Genomic DNA, 22,598 nt, shown 5'->3' with positions numbered 1-22,598 from the left:
ACATGGGGTCCCGGGGCGCGAGCGCCCCGAAGTATCTTTATGCATCAAGCGCTTGGCTTAAGTCGCGTTTTAGATCTTCGATATCTTCAATCCCCACCGATAAACGCAGCAACCCTTCGGGAATCCCGGTGTGGGGTTCGATCGTGTGGCGGTGTTCAACAAGGCTTTCGACCCCGCCCAAAGACGTTGCGCGATGAAAAACTTCCAGCTTACCGACAACCTCCAGCGCCGTTGCGCTGCCACCCTTTACAATGCAAGACAAAAGCGACCCAAATCCTTCCGACATTTGCCGCGTCGCCAAATCGTGGCCCGTATGTGAGGCAAGACCCGGATAAAGAACCTTTTCAATCTTCGGGTGAGTTTGCAAAAATTCTGCCAATTCCATGGCGTTACACGACATTTGCTTGGCGCGCAGGGGCAGGGTGCGCATCCCGCGGACCAGCAACCATGCTTCAAACGGGCCGATAACCGCGCCTGCATCATGCCGGTCCGCTTTGATATCTTCCCACACGCGGCCCGTGACGTCATTGGTCGCCAGAACGCCCGCCAATACGTCCGAATGTCCATTAATGCCCTTTGTGGCAGAATGCATTACAACGTCGGCACCGTGTTTAAGCGGCTGTTGCAGAATCGGCGTCGCGGCCGTGCTATCCACCACGAGCAGCCCACCCGCGCTATGCACCGCATCAGCCGCAGCTTGGATATCGACCACGCGAAGCCACGGGTTTGATGGCGTTTCGATGAGCGCCAAGGTTGGTCCAAAGCTCTCGCAGGCGGCCGCAAACGCCGCCTTGTCAGAGGCTTCGACCTCTCGCAGTTCAATGTCACGCCGGGTGCAGAAATCCCGAATCCACTTGGTGGTACCCCAGTAAATTTGGCTTTGCACCAGCACGCGCCCGCCATTTGGGACGGTACGGAAGACGGCGGCAAGCGCTGCCATGCCTGACGGGAACAGCAGCAATTCTTTCGCCCCCTCCAGTTGAGAGAGCACTTTTTCTGCAACGCGTACAATATCGCTCTGATCGCGCAGATAGATGTTGTCTGCACGCAGCGGTTGGTATGCTTCATCCCGCAGATAGGTCGTGGCCATAGGCAGCGCCGGGACCACCCCGCCGGTTTGCGCATCAACCGCTCCCGCTGCTTGGGCAGCAATCGTAGCGGGGCTTAAGCGAGACGTATCAGACATTTCTTAGCGATTCCCTAATGGCGTAATATATTCAATTTGCGGCACCTTTGCCTGTCCGAAGGTAAACTGCCAGACCAGAATGGGACAAACCCGCCTCTTCTTCATTTTGCTCTGAAAACTCCCGCCGGAGGCGCCTATCGGCGAGGCAGCAAGCGTCGCTGCCTTGGTGGCGCAAGGGTTCAGACTTGTTCTTTACCCCCCCGCGGTCTATCCCGCGCGTACATCAAAACACCCCAAAACAAAGGTATCACCACATGATTCCCCGTTATTCCCGCCCCGAGATGGTTGCGATCTGGTCCCCCGAAACCAAGTTCCGCATCTGGTACGAGATCGAGGCGCATGCCTGTGACGCCATGGCCGACCTTGGGGTGATTCCGCGCGAAAATGCGGAGGCGGTTTGGAAAGCCAAAGATGTCGAGTTTGATGTCGCGCGCATTGACGAGATTGAAGCCGTTACAAAACATGACGTTATCGCCTTTTTGACCCATTTGGCCGAACATGTGGGCAGCGACGAGGCGCGTTTTGTGCATCAGGGGATGACCTCTTCTGACGTATTGGACACCTGCTTTAACGTGCAATTAACCCGCGCAGCTGATATTCTGGTCGAAGATATGGGCTTGCTGCTGGCCGCGCTGAAACGCCGTGCCATGGAACATAAAAATACTGTGCGCGTCGGGCGCAGCCACGGGATCCACGCTGAACCCACAACGATGGGCCTTACCTTTGCGCGCTTTTATGCAGAGATGGACCGCAACCTGACGCGGCTGAAAACGGCACGCTCCGAGATTGCTACGGGTGCGATTTCCGGCGCTGTGGGGACGTTTGCGAATATCGATCCGCGGGTCGAGGAACATGTCTGCGAAAAGCTGGGCCTGTCGCCCGAACCCGTGAGCACGCAGATCATCCCCCGTGACCGTCACGCGGCATTCTTCGCAGCACTTGGTGTGATCGCCAGCTCTATCGAGAACGTTGCGACCGAAGTGCGGCATATGCAAAGGACCGAAGTCTTGGAAGGGGCTGAGTTTTTCTCGGCGGGTCAGAAGGGGTCTTCGGCGATGCCGCACAAGAAAAACCCTGTGCTCACCGAGAACCTGACCGGGCTGGCCCGTACAATTCGCATGGCTGTGATTCCAGCGATGGAAAACGTCACCATGTGGCATGAACGCGATATCTCCCACTCCAGCGTGGAGCGTGCGATCGGCCCCGACACCACCATCACCCTTGACTTCGCGCTGCACCGTTTGACCGGCGTCATCGACAATATGCTGATTTATCCTGACAACATGCTCGCAAATATGAACAAGTTTAGCGGTCTTGTAATGTCGCAACGTGTCTTGCTCGCGCTCACGCAGGCCGGCGTGAGCCGCGAAGACAGCTACAAGCTGGTTCAGCGCAACGCCATGAAGGTCTGGGAAGACGGCAAGGATTTCAAGACCGAGCTGCTGGCTGACGAAGAGGTTCTGGCCGCACTAAGTGCAGAAGAGATCGAAGAAAAATTCGATCTGGGTTACCACACCAAACATGTTGATACGATCTTTAAGCGCGTCTTCAAGGACTGATACACGCGCAGGCATGCAGGGCTGCATCGCTTGACGGCGGTGCAGCCTTTTTGATTCAAAAGCTGCGTATTCCGGCCCTATCTCGCGCCATATCGTGACGTTAGGCTGGAACCTAATGCTTTACCTATGGCGCGGATCGTCTAACATCAGCCGTGTATTTTGTTCAGGAGTGTTTGAGTATGCGTGTTGTGTTTGCGTCCATCCTGTCATTGGCTATGCCTTTCGCGGCCTTTGCCGCTGGTTCCAATGATACGCCCCCACCCAAGCCCGTTGTGAAGTGCGAAGAAGGGCAGGTGTATGACAAGAAGTCAAAGACCTGTATCGATGCAAAGGATAGCCGGCTAACACCGGATGACCTTTATCAAACTGTTCGTGAACTGGCCTATGCAGGGGAATATTCGGATGCGCAGATCGTACTTGCCGCTATGCCTGAGCACGACGATCGTCGCTTGACCTACATGGGGTTCACGACGCGCAAAATGGGCGACCAAGCTGGCGGAATGGCGTTCTATGCGCGTGCGCTGTCAGCCAACCCTGCGAATGTTCTCGCGCGGTCCTATCGCGGGCAAGCTTTGGTAGAGCAGGGCGATATCCCCGAAGCTTTGGCCGAACTTCGTGCCATTCGCGCGCATGGCGGGGCAGGGACATGGGCCGAAACCTCCTTGCGGACAGCGATCGCAACCGGTCAGACGTTTAGCTATTAACCAGCCGCTGTTGCATCCGGTGGCGCATTGCCGCCTGGGTGAAACACGCTTGTTGCGCGGGGCCCTGCGCGTTATGAACGGCAGGCCCCGCCCCTTAGGGGCGCTTTTCCTTGCAGGCAGATGCGCATGGCCAGTCCCAAATATCCCAAGAACGTTCGATTTAGCCGACGTGCAGGGCACTACCTGACCAATGCCTTTATCGTCGGCCTTATTCGACTGGCCTTGGTGCTGCCCTATAAAACGCGCATAGCGTTCGTCGGCTGGGTTGTTCAACATGTGATCGGGCCGGTAGCAGGATATCGGGCGCGGGCGCTTGATAATCTTTCCATGATCTGGCCGCAGATGCCGCAAGAACGGCGCGCAGAAATTGCTTCAAAGTGCCTTAACAACGTGGGGCGCAGCTTTATCGAAAACTATTCGGCGCGCGACTTCCCCAAGCGTATGGCAAAGAATACGCCGACCGGCGCAGGCGTCGCGGCGCTGGAAAAAGCGGCGGAACAAGGCAAGCCGGTCATTTTGGTGACGGGCCACTATGGCAACTACGAAGCGATGCGTGCCTGTCTTGTGGCGCGGGGGTATGACATTGGCGGGCTCTACCGCAACATGAAGAACCCCTATTTCAACGCGCATTACGTCCAAACGATGGAGGCTTTCGGCGGTCCTGTCTTCCCGCAAGGCCGACGCGGCACGGCGGGTTTCGTACGGCATCTAAAAGAGGGCGGGCAGCTTGTACTGCTGTTTGATCAACACGTCTTTGGCGCGCCGGCGCTTGATTTCTTGGGGCAGCCTGCCAATACAGCGCTTTCTGCCGCCGAGCTGGCATTGCGCTATGATGCGCTGTTGATCCCGTTCTACGGCATTCGACAAGCTGATGGGGTGTCATTCGACACGGTGCTGGAGGCACCTGTGCCACACAGCGATGCTGTCACGATGACCCAGGCTTTGAATGACAGTCTTACCGCACGGGTCGAAGCGGATCCCGAGCAATGGTTCTGGGTCCATCGTCGCTGGCGCATCCACGACAATTAATGCCTAAACATCTAGGTGTTTTGAGTGACTACTTGATCCGCGCCGCTGCCACGATCGGTCCCGCGTTGCTGCGCTGCACCAGCACAACCACCGGCATATCGCCGGTGATGGCGGCAGAGAGTGATAGCGGCGCTTGCCCGTCCCACTGATCAACCGTCTGCCAGCCTTCGACGATGTTATAATTCTCGAACGTGTGGCCCGCGTTTTCGCCGCGTTTGACCTGCGTGACCGCCATCGGGTGATAGCGCAACATGTGCACGTCGAACGGTCCGGCGGCACCCGATACGGTATGCGCGTTGATGCGCAGGGTTTCCCCGTCGCGTGCGATAGATAGGTCGACCTGCGGGGCGTCTTCTTTGTGCTTGTTGATCGCCTCCATCAACTTCATGGGTTTGGCACCGACCACATCGGACTGGCCGTTGACGATCATCTCGGGCGTGTAAATCGACGTCCGCCCACCGGTCAGCGCGTAGGCGCGCTGGCGTTCGGCGTGCTCAGGCGCACCAAAGGGGTCTTGCCAGCCGATATAGTCCCAATAATCCACATGCAACGCCAGCGCGATCACGTCGTCCCGTTTGGACAGCTCGGCAAACATCTCGTCAGCAGGAGGGCAGGAAGAGCACCCTTGCGAGGTATAGAGTTCGACGACAACGGGGCGATCCTGAGCAAAGGCGGGCGCTATGGACAGCAGGCCAGCGGCAATCAGGGACGTAAACAGGCGGGGCATCGCAGGGTACTTTCGGTTTGGATGCTCAATTCGTAGACTGCACCCGTTGTAATTACCACTCAACCTTTGTTGAGGCGCTGTAACGTCACGGGATTGCGTATGAAATGCCTCAATCCAGTACACAACGGTATACAAAAGCGCCAGAAGCGCGTGTTTGCAGTTGAAACGACCCGCGCAATAAGGCATTTAGGCCCCAAGTCACCGACCTTTTTTAACCCATAAAGGGAGCCATCCATGACCATCTTCGTTGGCCAGGACACCGCCAAAACCCGCAAAACTCTATCTTCGGGCAGCCAATCCATCGCTTATTATTCAATTCCTGCAGCGCAGGAAGCCGGTCTGGGTGATTTCTCCAACTTGCCAGCCGCGCTTAAGGTGGTGCTTGAGAACATGCTGCGTTTCGAAGATGGCAAAACTGTCACCGTCGATGACATCAAGGCCTTCGCCGAATGGGGTGCCAAGGGCGGCCAGAACCCGCGCGAGATCGCTTATCGTCCCGCACGCGTGTTGATGCAGGATTTCACCGGCGTTCCCGCAGTTGTCGACCTTGCGGCGATGCGCGACGGGCTGGTTGCCTTGGGTGGCGATGCCGACAAGATTAACCCGCTGAACCCTGTTGATCTTGTCATCGACCACTCGGTCATGATCGACGAGTTCGGCAACCCGCGCGCGTTCCAGATGAACGTTGACCGCGAATACGAGCGCAACATCGAACGCTACACCTTCCTGAAGTGGGGTCAGAAGGCGTTTAACAACTTCCGCGTTGTGCCCCCCGGCACCGGCATCTGCCACCAGGTGAACCTCGAATATCTGGCGCAGACCGTCTGGACCGACAAGGACCAAGACGGCGTCGAAGTCGCATATCCTGACACGCTCGTCGGGACCGACAGCCACACCACAATGGTAAACGGCATGGCCGTTCTGGGCTGGGGCGTTGGCGGGATCGAGGCCGAAGCCGCGATGCTGGGTCAGCCGATTTCGATGTTGATCCCCGAGGTGATCGGCTTTGAACTTACCGGTGCCATGATGGAAGGCACCACCGGGACCGATCTGGTACTGAAAGTGGTCGAAATGCTGCGCGAGAAGGGCGTGGTTGGTAAATTCGTTGAATTCTACGGTGCCGGCCTTGATAGCCTGCCTCTGGCGGACCGCGCGACAATCGCCAACATGGCCCCCGAATACGGTGCGACCTGCGGCTTCTTCCCGATCGATGCCGAAACCCTGCGTTACATGCGCACCACCGGCCGTGATGAAGACCGCATCGCGCTGGTCGAAGCCTATGCCAAGGAAAACGGCATGTGGCGCGGCGATGATTATGCGCCGGTTTACACCGACACACTGTCGCTCGACATGGGCACCATCGTGCCTGCGATCTCGGGTCCGAAGCGTCCGCAAGACTACATTGCACTGACCTCGGCACACACTGCATTTGCAGAATACGTGAAGGGCGTGCGCGAAGGTAAAGACACCACAGCCAACGCCGAAGTCCGCTGGGAAGGTGAGGGCGGCCAGCCCGAGCCACGCGACATCCCCGGTGACGAGGGCAACCACAAGCGTGGCTACGTCCAGACCGAAGATGGCAACTACCAGCTGCATGACGGGTCCATCGTGATCGCGTCGATCACATCGTGCACCAACACATCCAACCCCTATGTGATGATCGGTGCCGGTCTGGTTGCACGCAAGGCACGCGCCTTGGGTCTGACACGCAAGCCTTGGGTCAAGACGTCGCTTGCGCCCGGTAGCCAGGTTGTGTCCGCCTATCTTGAGGCCGCAAACCTGCAAGAGGATCTGGACGCCATAGGCTTCAACCTCGTCGGGTATGGCTGCACCACCTGTATCGGTAACTCCGGCCCGCTCGAAGCACCGATCAGCAAGGCAATCAACGACTACGACCTGATCGGGACATCGATCCTCTCGGGTAACCGGAACTTTGAAGGGCGGATTTCGCCTGACGTGCGCGCCAACTATCTGGCGTCGCCTCCCTTGGTCGTGGCATACGCGCTGGTCGGTGACATGAACGTCGATCTGGCCAACAGCCCGCTGGGTCAGGACAAGGACGGCAACGACGTCTATCTGAAAGACATCTGGCCAACATCCAAGGAAGTCGCTGATCTGGTCGAGCAGACCGTGACCCGCGAAGCCTTCCAGGAAAAATATGCCGACGTCTTCAAGGGCGATGAAAAGTGGCAGTCCGTCGAAACCACCGACGCCAAGACCTATGACTGGCCACCAACCTCGACCTATGTGCAGAACCCGCCCTACTTCCAAGGCATGTCGCCAGAGCCGGGTGTGATCACCAACATCGAGAACGCCAAAGTGCTTGCCGTTCTGGGTGACATGATCACGACCGACCACATCTCGCCTGCCGGTTCCTTCAAGGAAACCACGCCAGCGGGTCAGTATCTGGTGGAACGTCAGGTGCCTGTCCGTGAATTCAACTCGTACGGTAGCCGTCGTGGTAACCACGAGGTCATGATGCGCGGCACTTTCGCCAACATCCGTATCAAGAACGAAATGCTGGACGGTGTTGAGGGTGGTTATACCAAAGGCCCCGATGGCGAACAGACCTCGATCTTTGACGCGGCTATGGCGCATCAGGAAAACGGCACGCCGCTGGTCATCTTCGGTGGTGAACAATACGGCGCGGGTTCGTCCCGTGACTGGGCGGCCAAAGGCACGGCGTTGCTGGGCGTCAAGGCGGTCATCGCCGAGAATTTTGAACGTATCCACCGCTCCAACCTGGTTGGCATGGGGGTTATCCCGTTCGAATTCACCAACGGCGACACCCGCAAGAGCCTGGGCCTGACCGGTGAGGAGACCGTTTCGATCAGCGGTCTGGACACCATCAAGCCGCTGCAGGAAGTGCCTTGCACGATCACAATGGCAGATGGCTCGGTCAAAGAGATCATGATCAAATGCCGGATCGATACCGCGATCGAGATTGAATACATCGAACACGGTGGCGTTCTGCACTACGTGCTGCGCAACCTCGCGAAATCGGCCTAACCACCGGCCACTGGCCGTTTCGCACGGCCTTGAAAAGAACGCCCGTCAGGTTCCCCCTGGCGGGCGTTTTGCATACGCGCCCCCATTTTCACGGCAAACTTCCGCCTGCTTGCGTAAAATGACACAACCGCATGTGTTTTGCGGTTCACAATCGCGATTTTGACCAACAGACTGTTTGCCGATGGCAGGCGCTTTCCGCTATGCACAAGAGAATAATAAACAAGTTTGCTGACGTTGCGGTCGCGCGCTCTATGTCTCACCCAACGGCACGTCGTTCTATGAGTACAGGGAGCACCGCATGGGGCATTTTCAATCAGACAGTTTTGCAAAGTTCTTGCGGGCGTCTACGGCCGCGGCAGCTTTGGTCTGGGGAGGATGCACGGCGGGTCTTGCGGCGACGCTCGACATCACCGGCATCGATAAGGACTCCGATCTATACGAGACGGTGCTCGGCGGATCGCTTCTGCGCGAACAAACGGACGAAGATGCAGACCCCACCACGCAAGAGCTTTTGGCCGCCGCGCAGGCCGATTATGCCCGCCTTCTGGCCGTGCTCTATGACGAAGGGTATTTTGCTGCCGTCATCAAGATTACCATCGACGGTGTAGACGCCTCTGCCATCGCGCCGGTCGCCCCGCCGCGCCAGATCAACCGCGCTGTGATCGACATCGAAACCGGTCGCAAGTTCAGCTTTTCCAAGGCCGAAATCGCCCCAGTCGCCCCCGAAACCGAGCTGCCCGATGAATTCGCCGCAGGTGAAACCGCAAGTCTTGGCGTCATGAAAGAGGCCGTCGCCGCCGGTATTGAAGGCTGGCGTGATCAGGGCCACGCCAAAGCCGAACTGGCCGACCAGCAGCTGACCGCCCGCGTGCCCGATGCCACGCTGGCGGCAACCCTGCGTCTGCGCCCGGGACCGCGCCTGCGTTTCGGAGAGTTGACGGTAAAGGGAAAAAGCGATGTGCGCCTGCGCCGGATTGTCAAAATCGCCGGCCTGCCCACCGGAGAGGTCTATTCACAAGAGCAACTTGATCTGGCCGCCACACGGTTGCGGCGCACGGGCGCTTTCAGTTCTGTCGCGATGATCGAGGCCGAACAGATCACCGCGCCCGATGTTCTGCCGATTACAGCGCAGATCACTGACGCGCCCAAGCGACGCTTTGGTTTCGGCGGGGAACTGTCGTCGCTTGAAGGGCTCAGCGTCAGCACCTACTGGCTGCACCGTAACCTGCTGGGCGGGGCCGAAAGCCTACGTGTCGAAGGCGAGGTGTCGGGGATCGGCGGCGATTCCGGCGGCACGGATTATCGTCTTGGCACACGTTTTGAACGCCCTGCGACCTTTAACGCCGACACGAATTTCTACGCGCTGGCCGAGATCGAACAGCTTGACGAGGTGAACTATTTCTCGCGTCAGCTCGACCTTGAGGCTGGGATCGAACGCATCGCCAGCGAGGAACGGACCTATACGCTTGGTGTCGGTTTGCGGACGGCTGAAACCCGCGACGCTTTTGGCGAGAACAAATATACCTTGCTGACGCTGCCCCTAAGCGCGGAACATGATTATCGCGACAATCGGCTTGATGCGAAAGATGGCTACTACGCCAAGGCCAGCGTGACGCCTTTTGTGGCGCTGTCGGGGTCGGATAACGGCGTGCGCACCTACATCGACGTGCGCGGCTATAAAACCTTTGGCACCACGCGGCCCGTCACCTTTGCCCTGCGGGGACAGCTCGGGTCGGTCTATGGCCCGACGCTGGCTGAATCGCCCGCCGACTATCTGTTCTATTCCGGCGGCGGCGGCACCGTGCGTGGGCAACCCTACCAATCGCTTGGCGTTGATCTGGCTAGTGGCGATACGGTGGGCGGTCGCAGCTTTGCTGGCCTATCCGCAGAGGCACGTTGGCAGGTACGCGACAAGATCGGCGTCGTTGCCTTTGCCGACGCGGGCTACATCGGTGCCGAGGAATTCTACGACGGGTCAGGTACTTGGCAGTCAGGCGCAGGGCTTGGTCTGCGCTATGCCACGGGCATCGGCCCCATCCGCGTAGACCTCGCGGTGCCTGTGTCGGGCCCCGAAACAGATGAGAATTTTCAAGTTTATATCGGTATTGGACAATCGTTTTGATCCACTTCATGCGCAGCTTTCTGGTTTTCGCCCTGATCTTTGTCGGCTCTGTCGCTTCGGCCCAAGAGGATGACAAAGGCTTCCTGACCCGTACGATCCAAGACGCCCTTAGCGGCGCGGGCCGCACGGTCAGTATTGACGGTTTCGCGGGTGCGCTCAGCTCGCGCGCGCGGTTCGACCGGATGACCATCGCTGACGACCAAGGGGTCTGGCTGACGCTGGAAGAGGTGGAGTTGGACTGGAACCGCTCCGCACTGTTGCGCGGTCGGCTGGAGGTGCAGGCCCTGACCGCAAAGCGGCTGAGCGTGCCGCGATTGCCCGTGGCGCAGGAAGAAACGCTGCCCGATCCCGAGGCGAAGCCCTTTACCTTTCCGGCGATCCCCGATCTGCCCGTCGCCATCGACGTGGCTGACTTTTCGGTCGACGAGATCAATCTGGGCGCGCCAATTCTGGGCGAAGCGGCCACACTGACCGTTCAAGCCACCGCGCTGTTGAATGACGACACGGCGACAATCGATATTCTGGCCGCGCGCACCGATGGCAAGAAGGGCGAGTTCAAAATCACCGCTGATCTGGATCGCAATGACAGCCTGCTGGACATGGCTGTAACGCTTTCCGAGGAAGCCAAAGGCATCATCTCGCGTACGTTGAAACTGCCTGATGAGCCCTTCTGTCGATCTGGTGATTGCGGGGCAGGGGCCGCTTTCGGATTTCGCGACGGATATCAACCTGTCGACCGACGGCGAACAACGGCTTGCCGGTCAGGTTATCGTTGCCGCCCAAGGCGATAGCGCAGCGCCCGACCGCCGTATTCAGGCCGACCTGAACGGCGACGTGACCGCGCTGATCCTGTCGCAATACCGCAAATTTTTTGGCCCCGATGTCGCGCTGACCGTGGATGCTTTGGTGCAGGCTGAAGGCGGTGTCGAGGTCAGCGATTTTGCCCTCAAGGCGCAATCCGCGGAATTGCAGGGCAAGGTCACGCTGAACAGCGACAACTGGCCCAGCCTGATCGACATCACGGGCACTGTCGCCAGCGCCGATGGCAGTCGCGTTTTGCTGCCAGTGGCCGGAGGCGATACTTACGTGCGGCGCGTCGGGCTTGATGTGAACTATAACGCGCAAGATGGCGACGCGATTGACGCCACGTTCGACGTGACCGAACTGGCCACAGACGCGCTAGCGATTGACGCGACACAACTGAAGTTGAACGGGACGTTGCAAGGTGCGGCAGGGTCGGTCGGCGAATTCATGGGTGATTTGGCGTTCTCGGCTGACGGGCTGACGCTGACCAACGCCGCGGTTTCCGAAGCGGTCGGTCAGTCCATCAAGGGGCGTACAACCATCGCCTATACCGAAGGCACACCGGTTCAGATCACGGGGCTTGATCTTTCTGGCGCGGATTATGGTCTGACCGGTGATGTCACGATTAGCGGGCCAGCCGATAGCTTTCTTACCCAGTTGAAAGCCCGCCTTGAAGCCACTGACATCAGCCGCTTTTCCGCTCTTGCCGGACGCGAGATGGACGGGGCCGCGAATGTAGAGATCGCGGGGCAGATCACGCCACTGGACGGGACATTCGACCTGAATATTTCTGGCCTGACGCAGGATTTGAAAGTGGGGATCGAACAGGCGGACGCATTGCTGGCCGGCGACACGACGCTAAGCCTTGGCGCATCACGTGACGAGACGGGCACCTTCGTGCGTGACCTGCTGCTGGAAAATGACGCATTGACCGCCAGCGGTGGCGTCGAGCTGCGCAGCAATAATTCGCAAGCGCGATTTGATGCAAAACTGAACGATATCGCGACTGTGCTGCCGCAATATTCCGGTCCCATCACGATCAAGGCCGAGGCCGAGCAGGACACCCGTGGCTGGACTGTTGATGCCGTGACGGACGGCCCCTACGGTGCCGCGCTGACCGCCAAAGGGCTGGCAACGGGCGAGAATGCGGTGCTCAACTTCACGGCCGATGTGCCCGAACTGCGTGACTTTGTGCCCGACGCGCCGGTCGAGGGCCCTATCGCGTTGGATGGCGTGCTCCGCCAGACGCCGGACGGGTGGCAGGTCGACACCAAAGCCTCCGCCCCCGAAGATGTGACCGCCTCTGTCCAGGGGCTGCTGACTCCGCTGGATCTGGACTTTATCGCCTCGATCCCGCGGGTAGAGGCTTTTGCACCGCAGGTGACCGGCGCGGTAGAGGCGTCGGGCAACCTCAAGCAGTTGGAGGAAGGGTTCCAGATCGACGCGAAAGCCAGTGGCCCCTACGCCGCGCAGGTTGCCGTTCAGGGGATGTTAACACCTATGGTCGATATCTCTTTCGACGCATCGGTCCCGAATCTTCAGGCGGTGGTGCCACAGGTGAACGGGCCACTTGCGGCGACAGGGACCGTGCGTCAGACGGAAAAGGGGTTCTTTGTCGATACCAACGCGACGGGCCCATATGGCGCGCGCGCGATGGTGGAAGGCTTGGCCACAGGCCCCGATATGTCGCTGACGTTTGACGTGTCGGTGCCAAATGTGCAGCCGCTGGTGCCGGGCATGTCCGGCCCCCTGGCGGCCAAAGGATCGGTGCGACAAACGCCCGCCGGCATCGCCGTAGATACAAACGCGACGGGCCCCTATGCGGCACGGGCGTCTGTGCAGGGCGTTGTCACGGGGGATGCGCCCGCGCTGAATTATGATGTCACGATCCCCAATCTGGGGGCCGTGGTGCCAAAACTGTCCGGCCCGCTGAATGTGTCCGGTACCGCACAGCAGGAAAGCGCTGGCTGGCGGGTCAATACGAACGCCACCGGACCAGCGGGCACCCGTGCCACGATCGCGGGGCTTGTGGGCAGCGATGGCAATCTGAACCTTGACGTGAACGGGAACGCGCCATTGGGGCTGTCCGCCCCGTTCATTGCGCCGCGGAGCTTGCAAGGTCAGGCACGGTTCGATTTGACGGTGAACGGGCCGCCGGCATTTGGGTCGGTCAACGGGAGCATTCAAACCTCCAACGCGTCGCTGTCCGCCCCCAACCTTCGGGTAACACTGCAGGACATCGCAGCGGATATCCGGCTGGCCAATAACCGCGCGCAAATCGACCTTTCTGCGCGCAGCGCGGACGGGGGGCAGATCAAGGCGGGCGGGGCGGTGACCCTGACCGGATCACTGCCCGCCGATATCCAGATCGGATTGAACAACCTCGTGCTGATCGATCCATCGCTGTATCGCACGTCGCTTGATGGCAACCTGCGTCTTGCGGGACCGCTTTCGGGGGGGGCGAATATCACCGGTCAGATCGACGTGGGCGAGACCGAGGTAAGCGTGCCGTCAACCGGTATGACCAGCATCGGTGATATTCCACAGATCGATTTCATCGGCGCGCCAGCAGATGTTGTGGCGACCCGTCGCAAGGCCGGTTTGACCGGTGCCGACGCGGGCACGGATCCCGCGGCAAGTGGCGACAGCGGGCCGGGGTTTGGCCTGAACGTCCGCATCAATGCGCCACGGCGGATTTTCGTGCGCGGCCGTGGTCTGGATGCGGAACTGGGCGGTAGCCTGTTGCTGACGGGATCGACCAATCGCATCATTTCGGCCGGTCGCTTCGACCTGATCCGTGGCCGTCTTGATATTCTTGGCAAACGGTTCGAGCTGGACGAGGGGGCCGTGCGCTTCCAAGGCGATCTGGTGCCCTACCTGAGGTTTGTAACCTCGACGACCACCAACACAGGCGAGGTTCGTATCGTGATCGAAGGCAAAGCCACATCGCCCGAGGTTTCCTTTGAATCGACACCCGACGCACCGCAGGACGAGGTGCTGGCGCAGCTTCTGTTTGGGCGAAACATCTCTGAAATCTCGGCGTTTCAGGCGCTGCAACTCGCCAGCGCGGTGGCGACACTTGCCGGGCGCGGTGGTGCTGGGGTGATCTCTAACCTGCGCACAGGGTTCGGGCTGGACGATCTGGATGTGACCACCACCGACAGCGGTGCCACGGCTGTCCGCGCGGGTAAATACATTTCTGAGAATGTCTACACCGATGTGACCGCCGCCTCTGACGGGACAGCGGATGTGTCTATCAACCTTGATCTGACCAAGAACCTGACGGCGAAGGGGACGGTCGGGTCCGATGGGAACACCGGGATCGGTATTTTCTTTGAGAAGGACTATTGACCCGCCATTGAGCGCTTTGTTCTGCGGTTCAGCTGGGATGGGGGCCAGCCCCCGTCCCGGCGATGCCGGGACACCCCCGGGATTTTGACCATCTGGAAAGGCTTACGGGCTATTCCGTCAGCGGTGTAAAACGGCCATAGCGGCCCTGGTCATACATCAGGCCTGCAACGCTGTCATCGGGGTCATATGCGGCATGCGTGACCTGCCCGAGGACAATGGAGTGGTCACCCGCCGGATGCACGCCGAAGGTGTCACAGTGGAAGCTGGCGAGGCAGCCTGCCAGTGTCGGCGCGCCATTGGGGCCAATCGTCCAGTCGAATTGGTCAAACGCGTCGCCAGAGACAGCAAAGGCATCTGCCAGTGCCCGCTGACCGCTACCCAGAATATGCACAGCGAACTGCGCCGCGTTGGTGAATGCGTCATGACGTTTGGAGCTGAGCGCGGGGGACCACTGCACCAGGGGCGGGTCCAACGAAACCGAGGAAAAGGAGTTCGCGGTCATCCCCAATGGGCCATTCGCGGTCTGCACCGTCACAATCGTGACCCCCGTACCAAAACGACCAAAGGCGCGGCGAAGCTCGACTGTGGCATCGGGCAGGGGGATGAAGTGGTGCAAAGGATCAGCCATGCCGCAGCGGTGCCACGGGGAGCCGGATTTGTCCAGACAGCAAACCCCGGCCCGTTGCGGCACGCCCTCTGCGGATGGCGATGGTGGTCGCTAAATAATGCTGTGTGGAACCGAATAGCGCCTGCCGTGTTGTTCCCCCACTGAGAGGCATGACCGCGAAATTTCGGACTGCCTGTCGGAGAAGGGGTGTTGGGATATGAGGTTCCAGCTACCGCCAACAGGCACCCGAATGCCGACGCTCACGACTGTTATTGGCGGGTTTCCCGCCGGAAGGATTAACTATGACACTGAATCGTTTTGCCCCCATCAAGCTGACTGTCGCAGCCCTTGTCACCGGTGCTGCTTTGTCCACGCCTGCACTGGCCGACGACGGCGAGACTGTGGACCACACCGAGGTCGGCTCGCTGAGCTGTGACGTAGGTGATGGCACGGGCTTCATCTTCGGGTCTACCCGTGAGCTAACCTGCACCTTCAATCCTGTGCAAGAGGGTCTGGCTGACGAGACATACATCGGCGACATCAAACGCTACGGCATTGATATCGGCAAGACCCAGAATGGTCAGATGTCCTGGTTGGTGTTGGCACCAACTGAATCCGAATATTACGAAGGCGGGTTGAACGGCGACTATCAGGGTGTTTCTGCTGAAGCCACTGTTGGTGTGGGCCTTGGGGCCAATGTCATGGTCGGCGGTTCCGAGGACACGCTGGCGCTGCAACCGGTGAGCGTCAACACGCAGAACGGCGTAAACTTTGCCATCGGCGTGGGTGAAATTACACTGCAACGCGTCGAAGGTTAATTCAGGCCAATAGAGCGATATGCAGAAGGGGCACCATTTGGTGCCCCTTTCGCGTTATGTGGTCAGCGGTTCATCCGGTTCGCAATCAGATCGTCGACGACCTCGGGCTCCGCCAGGGTAGATGTATCGCCAAGCGTGCCATAGTCGTTCTCTGCGATCTTGCGCAGGATGCGGCGCATGATCTTGCCTGAACGGGTTTTGGGCAAGCCGGGGGCCCATTGGATCATATCGGGCGAAGCGATCGGGCCAATCTCAGAGCGGACCCAGTTGCGCAGCTCGGCCCGCAGGTCCTCGCTCGGGCTTTCGCCGCTCATCAGAGAGACATAGCAATAGATGCCCTGTCCCTTGATATCATGGGGAAACCCGACGACCGCGGCCTCTGCCACCTTAGGGTGCGCGACCAAAGCGCTTTCGACTTCAGCCGTGCCCATCCGGTGACCGGAGACGTTGATCACGTCATCCACGCGGCCCGTGATCCAGTAATCGCCATCCGCGTCCCGGCGGCACCCGTCACCGGTAAAGTAGTAGCCCTTGTAGTCGCTGAAATAGGTCTGCTCGAACCGCTCGTGATCGCCCCAGACCGTGCGCATCTGGCCTGGCCAGCTGTCAGCGATACATAGAACCCCCTCCACGTCATTGCCCTCGATCTCGGCACCGGTGGTGGGTTCAAGTACGACCGGTTTGATCCCAAAGAAGGGCTTCATCGCGGCACCGGGTTTGGTGGCGTGGGCACCGGGCAGCGGCGTCATCAGGTGACCGCCGGTTTCCGTCTGCCACCATGTGTCCACGATGGGGCAGTTCCCTTTGCCCACAACGTCATTGTACCAATTCCAGGCTTCGGGGTTGATCGGCTCGCCCACGGTGCCAAGCAGTTTCAGGCTGCTCAGATCGCAACCGTCAACAAAGACGCGCCCCTTGCCCATCAGCGCGCGAATGGCGGTCGGGGCGGTGTAGAATTGATTTACCTTGTGTTTTTCACAGATCTGCCAAAAGCGGCTGGCGTCGGGGTAGGTGGGCACCCCTTCGAACATGACCGTTGTGGCCCCGTTGGCAAGCGGACCGTAGACGATATAGCTGTGGCCCGTCACCCAGCCCACATCGGCCGTGCACCAATAGACATCGCCATCGTGGTAATCAAACGTGACCTCGTGGGTCAGCGCGGCATAGACCAGATAGCCACCCGTCGTATGCACGACCCCTTTGGGCTGACCGGTCGAGCCAGAGGTATAGAGGATGAACAGCGGATCCTCGGCGTTCATCTCTTCCGGCGCGCAAGTGTCAGAAGCCTCTTTTTCAAGCGCGGTATAATCCACGTCGCGCGCATCATTCCACGCCACATCACCGCCAGTGCGCCGCACCACCAGACATTTGACCGATGGGTCGCAGCCTGCCAAAGCCTTGTCCGCGTTGGCCTTCAGCGGCGTCGCTTTGCCTCCGCGGGGCGCATAATCTGCGGTAATCACAACCTTGGCGTCCGACCCCTGAACCCGTGCCGCCAGCGCATCCGGAGAGAACCCGGCGAAGACGATCGAATGGATCGCACCGATGCGCGCGCAGGCCAGCATGGCATAGGCGGCTTCGGGGATCATCGGCATGTAGATGATAACCCGGTCGCCTTTGCCGACGCCGATATCGCGCAGGATATTGGCCATTTTACAAGTCTGGGCATGCAGGGCGCGATAGCTGATGTGCTGCGCGTCTTCGTCCGGGCTGTCCGGCTCCCAGATGATCGCGGTCTGGTCGCCGCGCGTTTCAAGATGACGGTCGATGCAATTGGCGCTGACGTTCAGCGCACCGTCGGCAAACCAGTTGATCTTGACCTGACCGAAAGTGAAGTCGACGTCTTTAACCTTGGTAAACGGCTTCATCCAGTCGATGCGCTGCGCCTGCTCCAGCCAGAACCCTTCGGGGTCCGCGATAGAGGCATGATACATCGCGTCGTATTTCGCGGCGTTCACATGGGCATTGGCCGCCATGTCGTCGGATGGCGGATAGGTCTGTGTGGCGACGTTGGACATGGTTCCTCCCTCAGAACTCTGTTCGTTTTCTGCCGCTCGGACGCATGGGCGTGGCGGCTCTCCCTTGGCAGATCATAACGGGAAGTGAAAAGAAGGAAATAAGCATATGGAAACACGCGGTTTGTCTGTAAATATTTTTCCGTCTGCTGCGCGGACTAGTAAATTTCGCTGACAACCCTGCCAAAACCCTAGGAAACAGCACCGATTGCCTGTTAACGGGGCCGATCGCGCGCGGGGCATGGTTCCAAATGGTGAAAAATCCTCGCCGAAGGCTCCCACAGGGGCAATCAAGAGATATGTTCAGGGGTTGGCAGCAAGTTGCCCTAAGGATAGTATTTCGCCCAAGCGGGCCCCAAACAGCCCGCATAAGGGAGATATCAATGAACAATCTACTGAACGGCGCAGCTGTCTGCGCTTTGACTTTCGCTTTTGCCTCGCAAGCGGCCGCGACGGAATGGAACGCCTCTGTCTGGGGTAAACGTCGTGCGTTCACCGAGCATGTCGAAAAGATTGCCGAGCTTGTGTCCGAAAAGACCAATGGCGAATTCACCATCAATGTCAGCTATGGCGGTCTGTCCAAGAACTCTGACAACCTTGATGGTATTTCCATCGGCGCCTTCGAGATGGCGCAATTCTGTGCTGGTTACCACGCCGACAAGAACCGCGCGATCACCGTGCTAGAACTGCCCTTCCTCGGGGTTCAGAACCTTGAAGAAGAAGTCGCCGTATCCCGCGCTGTGTATGCACACCCCGCCGTGGCCAAAGAGATGGCACAGTGGAACGCCAAGATGCTGATGACCTCGCCAATGCCGCAGTACAACCTTGTCGGCACGGGCGAGCCTCGCGATACGCTGGAATCCTTTGACGGCATGCGCGTGCGTGCGACAGGTGGTCTGGGCAAAGCCTTTGAAACCGTGGGCGCTGTGCCGACCTCCGTGACCTCCTCCGAGGCATATAACGCAATGGAATCCGGTGTTGTGGATACCGTGGCGTTCGCGCAGCACGCCCACCTGAGCTTTGGTACGATCAACAAGGCCGATTGGTGGACCGCGAACCTCAACCCCGGTACGGTGAACTGCCCTGTCGTGGTGAACATCGACGCCTATGAGGCCCTGTCGGACGCAGAAAAAGAAGCGCTGGACGGTTCTGTCGATGAGGCGCTGGATCACTATCTGGCGAACTATGGCGAGCTGCTGAACCGCTGGGACGCCGTGCTGGAAGAAAAGGGCGTTGAAAAAGTGATGTTCACGCCCGAAGTTCTGGCCGAGTTCAAATCCAAGGCAGCTGATCCTGCGCGTGAAGCCTGGATCAAGGATATGGAAGCCCAAGGCATCCCTGGCCAAGAGCTTTATGACCTGGTCGTCAAAACGCTTGAAGAAAAACGCGCGTCCAACTAATTGGCGCGAGGAGGGGGCTTGCCGATGCAGGCCCCCTTTGTTTGTACGATCTCCCTCCCACTCATTTGAAAGGAAAGCATCATGGCCGGTTCCTCCGCCGTGCTCGAAGACGGCAGTCTGCTTAGCCGTATCGACAAAGGGCTTTTACGCCTTGAAACCGTGTTTGCTCTGGTCTCTGGTATTGCCGTTTTCATGCTGATGGTGCTTGCCGTTTGGTCCGTTGGCGGCCGCAAGTTCTTTGGCACGCCGCTGGCGGGGTATGTGGACTGGATTGAATTCGCTATGCCGTTGATCGCGATCATGGGGATTTCCTATACCCAGCGGAACGGCGGCCATGTGCGCATGGACATCCTGATCGGCCAGCTCAAAGGCCGCGCGCTATGGGCCGCCGAGACATTCTCGGTCGTGCTGATCTTTATCCTTATGCTGGCGCTGATCTGGGGCTCTTGGGCGCATTTCCAGCGCAGCTTTGACTTCGCCGCCCCGATGTGGAGCCGTGACAGCTCCATCGATATCGGTCTGCCGATCTGGCCTGCGAAACTGATCGTGCCAATGGCCTTTACGGTGCTGGCTCTGCGGTTGCTGCTGCAGATCTGGGGCTATGGGCGGGCCTTTGTATTGGGGTTGGAAAACCCTGTTGCCGTACCTTTGGTACAATCCGCAGCCGAACAGGCGATGGCGGAAGCTGAACATCTAGACGGGCGGGACTGATTATGGATCCTATTGAAATTGGCCTATGGGTCTCGGGCGGGCTGCTGCTTATGGTGGTGCTCGGTATGCGCGTGGCTTTCGCCGCGGCAATGGCGGGTCTGGTCGGCCTGATCTGGATCTTTTGGTCCAAGAAAGGCATGCAGTGGTCCGAGCTGGACTGGGCGCTGACGGTCGCGATCAAGACCGCGGGGCAGGTGCCACACTCCAAAGTGTCGAGCCAGACGCTAAGCTTGATTCCCACCTTCATTCTGATCGGCTTTCTTGCCTATTACGCCGGTCTGACCCGCGCCTTGTTCGAGGCCGCAAAACGCTGGATTGCTTGGCTGCCCGGTGGTCTTGCTGTGTCGACTGTCTTTGCAACCGCGGGCTTTGCCGCGGTTTCCGGTGCTTCGGTCGCGACGGCAGCGGTGTTCGCCCGCATCGCCATCCCCGAGATGCTGGCGATTGGTTACAACAAGAAATTCGCGGCGGGCGTCGTGGCGGCCGGGGGCACTTTGGCCTCGTTGATCCCGCCGTCAGCGATTCTTGTCATCTATGCGATCATCGTTGAACAAGACGTGGGCAAACTGCTTCTGGCGGGCTTTATCCCCGGTGCGTTTTCGGCCATCGTATATGCCGTGCTGATCGTGGGCATTGCGACCATCTGGAAAAGCGTCGGCCCCCCTGTAAGCGGCTTTACTTGGAAGCAACGGTTCGCGTCTCTCCCTGCGGCCATGCCGATCTTTGCGGTTGTGATCATCATTATTTTCTTTGTTTACAACCCCTTCGGCGACGCATGGGGCACCCCGACCGAGGGCGGGGCCGTGGGCGCGTTTATCGTGTTCCTGATGGCGCTTTATCGCGGCATGCGGTGGGCCGAGCTTAAGGACGCGCTGCTTGAAACCGCGAAGCTGACGGTGATGATCTTTACCATCATCTGGGGCGTGCTGATTTATGTTCGGTTCCTGGGCTTTGCCGATCTGCCGGGCGCGTTCGCCGACTGGATTTCGGGGCTTGAGGCTTCGCCGATCCTGATCCTCGTGTGCATCCTGCTGGCCTATGCGGTGCTGGGGATGTTCATGGATGCGATTGGCATGCTGCTTCTTACACTTCCGGTCGTCTATCCTGCCGTCATGGCGCTGAACGGGGGCGAGTTCGTCTCTGCTGCGGATAGCGCCTTTGGCATGTCGGGGCCGATGTGTGCGATCTGGTTCGGAATCCTGGTGGTGAAGATGGCAGAGTTCTGTCTGATCACGCCGCCCATTGGCCTCAACTGCTTTGTGGTTGCAGGGGTACGCCCTGACCTGAGCGTTCAGGACGTGTTCAAGGGCGTGACACCGTTCTTTATCGCGGATGCCGTGACAATCGCATTGTTGGTGGCCTTCCCGTCCATCGTGTTGTGGCTGCCCTCACTCGCTGGCTGACATGACTTCCTGATCCTTCATATCATCGGGTTTAACCTGCTCTGCGGACAGGAAATTCCCGATGGTATGAAGCGGTTCAAAGTTCTCGCAAACGACTTTGAACACCACAAGAAAGGGCACCGCGACCAATGCGCCGGGGATGCCCCATAGCCACCCCCAAAACACCACCGTTAGAAATACCGCGACGGTATTCATCTCTAACCGGCGGCCGACCAGCCACGGGGTGATAATCTGCCCCTCTAGAAGGGTCAGGGTCAGGTAGCCAATCGGGGCCAACATCGCATAGCCGATGGTGTCAAACGTCACGAGAGAGAAACCCGCGACCAAAAGCACCCCCGCAAACCCGCCGATATAGGGCAGGAAGTTCAGCATGAACGCCGCGATCCCCCAGATATAGGCCGACGGCAAGCCCAGCACTGTCAGATAGGTCCCGACTAATATGCCGAGCACGGCATTGATCGTGGCAATCGTCAGCAGGTAGCGCGACACCCGCTTCTCCACGTCATAGACCGTATGCAGCGCACGTTTCTTTTCCTTTAACGTCGGCATGGATTGCACAAGTTTTAAGTAAAACAGCTCGCCAGAGCCAAGTAAGAACAGCGCCAGAATCAGGATCACCGCCAGCGACGCCCCTGTTTTGCTCACCGTATCCATCGCGGTGTCGAGCAAGCCAGGTTGGCGCACGACAACCTCTTGCGGTTTGCCGCCGGTTTCGGTGCCCAGTTTCTCTACCTCTTCCGAGGCAGATCGCATCGTTTCGACCGCATTGCTCACGCCGCTCAGCTTTATCTGGATCTCGCGGCCCATTTCCGGGATCTCGTCGCTCCAGATCGCTACGGTGCCCGCGGACAGTAAAACCACGGCAGCAATCACCAAGCTCGTCGCGGTCACCAGCAAAAAGGCCGACACAGGATGCGGCACGCCGATGCGATAAAGCGCACGGCCCACGGGCGACAGGGTCAGGGCAAGCAAAAAACCCAGAACAATGGGCAATATCAAGTCCTTGGCGAAATACGCGGTGACGAAAAGGGAAATCAGGACCAGCAACTGAAGCGAGCGCCGGATTGAGGGCAGATGTTCCAAATATGGCTCCAGCAGTTGAAGGATTTAAAGCTCAACGCCGTAGCGCGTGGAAAAGTTCACGGGTGTGTGA

The 22,598-nt window shown here is 59.1% G+C and carries 16 protein-coding genes; 11 read left to right on the top strand and 5 right to left on the bottom strand.

The window, feature by feature from the left end:
* Positions 1 to 37: 37 nt before the first annotated feature.
* Entirely contained in the window at positions 38 to 1,186 is a 1,149-nt protein-coding gene (locus SJY36_RS10615) for a trans-sulfuration enzyme family protein (protein WP_386174914.1), read from the bottom strand.
* A gap of 254 nt (positions 1,187 to 1,440) precedes the next feature.
* On the opposite strand from SJY36_RS10615, the gene purB reads away from it, so the two are divergent.
* The 3 genes from purB (at position 1,441) to SJY36_RS10600 (ending at position 4,478) form a co-directional block, all read left to right on the top strand.
* Positions 1,441 to 2,745, top strand: a complete 1,305-nt coding sequence (purB, locus tag SJY36_RS10610; protein ID WP_348001235.1) for an adenylosuccinate lyase — start codon at positions 1,441 to 1,443, stop codon at positions 2,743 to 2,745.
* Positions 2,746 to 2,924: 179 nt separating this feature from the next.
* Entirely contained in the window at positions 2,925 to 3,449 is a 525-nt protein-coding gene (locus tag SJY36_RS10605) for a hypothetical protein (protein ID WP_386174910.1), read from the top strand.
* A gap of 126 nt (positions 3,450 to 3,575) precedes the next feature.
* On the top strand, positions 3,576 to 4,478 hold the full coding sequence (locus SJY36_RS10600; RefSeq protein WP_386174908.1) for a lysophospholipid acyltransferase family protein: 903 nt from the start codon (positions 3,576 to 3,578) through the stop codon (positions 4,476 to 4,478).
* 28 nt (positions 4,479 to 4,506) lie between these two features.
* On the opposite strand, the gene SJY36_RS10595 is transcribed toward SJY36_RS10600, so the two are convergent.
* On the bottom strand, positions 4,507 to 5,205 hold the full coding sequence (locus SJY36_RS10595; protein ID WP_037944578.1) for a thioredoxin family protein: 699 nt from the start codon (positions 5,203 to 5,205) through the stop codon (positions 4,507 to 4,509).
* A 234-nt stretch (positions 5,206 to 5,439) separates the two neighbouring features.
* Here SJY36_RS10595 and acnA point away from each other — a divergent pair, with 234 nt between their 5' ends.
* From acnA to SJY36_RS10575, 4 genes are all read left to right on the top strand, one after another.
* A complete protein-coding gene (gene acnA / locus SJY36_RS10590) occupies positions 5,440 to 8,214 on the top strand; it encodes an aconitate hydratase AcnA (protein WP_037963926.1) in 2,775 nt (924 codons plus the stop codon).
* 298 nt (positions 8,215 to 8,512) lie between these two features.
* On the top strand, positions 8,513 to 10,336 hold the full coding sequence (locus tag SJY36_RS10585; RefSeq protein ID WP_289085337.1) for an autotransporter assembly complex family protein: 1,824 nt from the start codon (positions 8,513 to 8,515) through the stop codon (positions 10,334 to 10,336).
* Positions 10,337 to 10,344: 8 nt separating this feature from the next.
* Positions 10,345 to 11,127, top strand: coding sequence for a hypothetical protein (locus SJY36_RS10580; RefSeq protein ID WP_386174903.1), 783 nt, complete (start codon positions 10,345 to 10,347; stop codon positions 11,125 to 11,127).
* Positions 11,018 to 14,491, top strand: coding sequence for a translocation/assembly module TamB domain-containing protein (locus tag SJY36_RS10575; RefSeq protein WP_386176494.1), 3,474 nt, complete (start codon positions 11,018 to 11,020; stop codon positions 14,489 to 14,491). Before SJY36_RS10580 ends, SJY36_RS10575 begins: the two co-directional genes overlap by 110 nt.
* A 109-nt stretch (positions 14,492 to 14,600) precedes the next feature.
* Here the strand turns inward: SJY36_RS10575 and SJY36_RS10570 are convergent, their stop codons facing one another.
* Positions 14,601 to 15,119: a flavin reductase family protein gene (locus tag SJY36_RS10570; protein ID WP_005854255.1), complete on the bottom strand. Its 519-nt coding sequence runs from the start codon at positions 15,117 to 15,119 to the stop codon at positions 14,601 to 14,603.
* A gap of 281 nt (positions 15,120 to 15,400) precedes the next feature.
* Here SJY36_RS10570 and SJY36_RS10565 point away from each other — a divergent pair, with 281 nt between their 5' ends.
* Positions 15,401 to 15,916, top strand: a complete 516-nt coding sequence (locus tag SJY36_RS10565; RefSeq protein WP_037944573.1) for a DUF992 domain-containing protein — start codon at positions 15,401 to 15,403, stop codon at positions 15,914 to 15,916.
* Between the two features lie 62 nt (positions 15,917 to 15,978).
* On the opposite strand, the gene acs is transcribed toward SJY36_RS10565, so the two are convergent.
* Positions 15,979 to 17,934, bottom strand: a complete 1,956-nt coding sequence (acs, locus tag SJY36_RS10560; RefSeq protein ID WP_386174900.1) for an acetate--CoA ligase — start codon at positions 17,932 to 17,934, stop codon at positions 15,979 to 15,981.
* Between the two features lie 380 nt (positions 17,935 to 18,314).
* Between acs and dctP the strand changes: the two genes are divergently transcribed.
* The 3 genes from dctP to SJY36_RS10545 all read left to right on the top strand — a co-directional run bounded on the left by dctP (position 18,315) and on the right by SJY36_RS10545 (position 21,445).
* Complete coding sequence (gene dctP / locus SJY36_RS10555) at positions 18,315 to 19,331, top strand: TRAP transporter substrate-binding protein DctP (protein WP_005854249.1); 1,017 nt, start codon at positions 18,315 to 18,317, stop codon at positions 19,329 to 19,331.
* An 81-nt stretch (positions 19,332 to 19,412) separates the two neighbouring features.
* Complete coding sequence (locus SJY36_RS10550; protein ID WP_005854247.1) at positions 19,413 to 20,042, top strand: TRAP transporter small permease subunit; 630 nt, start codon at positions 19,413 to 19,415, stop codon at positions 20,040 to 20,042.
* Positions 20,043 to 20,044: 2 nt separating this feature from the next.
* Complete coding sequence (locus SJY36_RS10545) at positions 20,045 to 21,445, top strand: TRAP transporter large permease (RefSeq protein WP_005854245.1); 1,401 nt, start codon at positions 20,045 to 20,047, stop codon at positions 21,443 to 21,445.
* Here the strand turns inward: SJY36_RS10545 and SJY36_RS10540 are convergent.
* Positions 21,431 to 22,528: an AI-2E family transporter gene (locus SJY36_RS10540; protein WP_064215626.1), complete on the bottom strand. Its 1,098-nt coding sequence runs from the start codon at positions 22,526 to 22,528 to the stop codon at positions 21,431 to 21,433. The two genes, SJY36_RS10545 and SJY36_RS10540, sit on opposite strands and share 15 nt — an antisense overlap.
* Between the last annotated feature and the right edge of the window lie 70 nt (positions 22,529 to 22,598).

Source organism: Sulfitobacter sp. R86518, assembly GCF_042466275.1.
Taxonomy (GTDB): Bacteria; Pseudomonadota; Alphaproteobacteria; order Rhodobacterales; family Rhodobacteraceae; genus Sulfitobacter; species Sulfitobacter pontiacus.
This window is presented reverse-complemented; position numbering and strand designations above follow the sequence as displayed.

Bases quoted from the DNA above. Each gene is read 5' to 3' on its own strand.
- SJY36_RS10615 (WP_386174914.1), bottom strand. From the start codon at position 1,186: ATGTCTGATACGTCTCGCTTAAGCCCCGCTACGATTGCTGCCCAAGCA.
- purB (WP_348001235.1), top strand. From the start codon at position 1,441: ATGATTCCCCGTTATTCCCGCCCCGAGATGGTTGCGATCTGGTCCCCC.
- SJY36_RS10605 (WP_386174910.1), top strand. From the start codon at position 2,925: ATGCGTGTTGTGTTTGCGTCCATCCTGTCATTGGCTATGCCTTTCGCG.
- SJY36_RS10600 (WP_386174908.1), top strand. From the start codon at position 3,576: ATGGCCAGTCCCAAATATCCCAAGAACGTTCGATTTAGCCGACGTGCA.
- SJY36_RS10595 (WP_037944578.1), bottom strand. From the start codon at position 5,205: ATGCCCCGCCTGTTTACGTCCCTGATTGCCGCTGGCCTGCTGTCCATA.
- acnA (WP_037963926.1), top strand. From the start codon at position 5,440: ATGACCATCTTCGTTGGCCAGGACACCGCCAAAACCCGCAAAACTCTA.
- SJY36_RS10585 (WP_289085337.1), top strand. From the start codon at position 8,513: ATGGGGCATTTTCAATCAGACAGTTTTGCAAAGTTCTTGCGGGCGTCT.
- SJY36_RS10580 (WP_386174903.1), top strand. From the start codon at position 10,345: ATGCGCAGCTTTCTGGTTTTCGCCCTGATCTTTGTCGGCTCTGTCGCT.
- SJY36_RS10570 (WP_005854255.1), bottom strand. From the start codon at position 15,119: ATGGCTGATCCTTTGCACCACTTCATCCCCCTGCCCGATGCCACAGTC.
- SJY36_RS10565 (WP_037944573.1), top strand. From the start codon at position 15,401: ATGACACTGAATCGTTTTGCCCCCATCAAGCTGACTGTCGCAGCCCTT.
- acs (WP_386174900.1), bottom strand. From the start codon at position 17,934: ATGTCCAACGTCGCCACACAGACCTATCCGCCATCCGACGACATGGCG.
- dctP (WP_005854249.1), top strand. From the start codon at position 18,315: ATGAACAATCTACTGAACGGCGCAGCTGTCTGCGCTTTGACTTTCGCT.
- SJY36_RS10550 (WP_005854247.1), top strand. From the start codon at position 19,413: ATGGCCGGTTCCTCCGCCGTGCTCGAAGACGGCAGTCTGCTTAGCCGT.
- SJY36_RS10545 (WP_005854245.1), top strand. From the start codon at position 20,045: ATGGATCCTATTGAAATTGGCCTATGGGTCTCGGGCGGGCTGCTGCTT.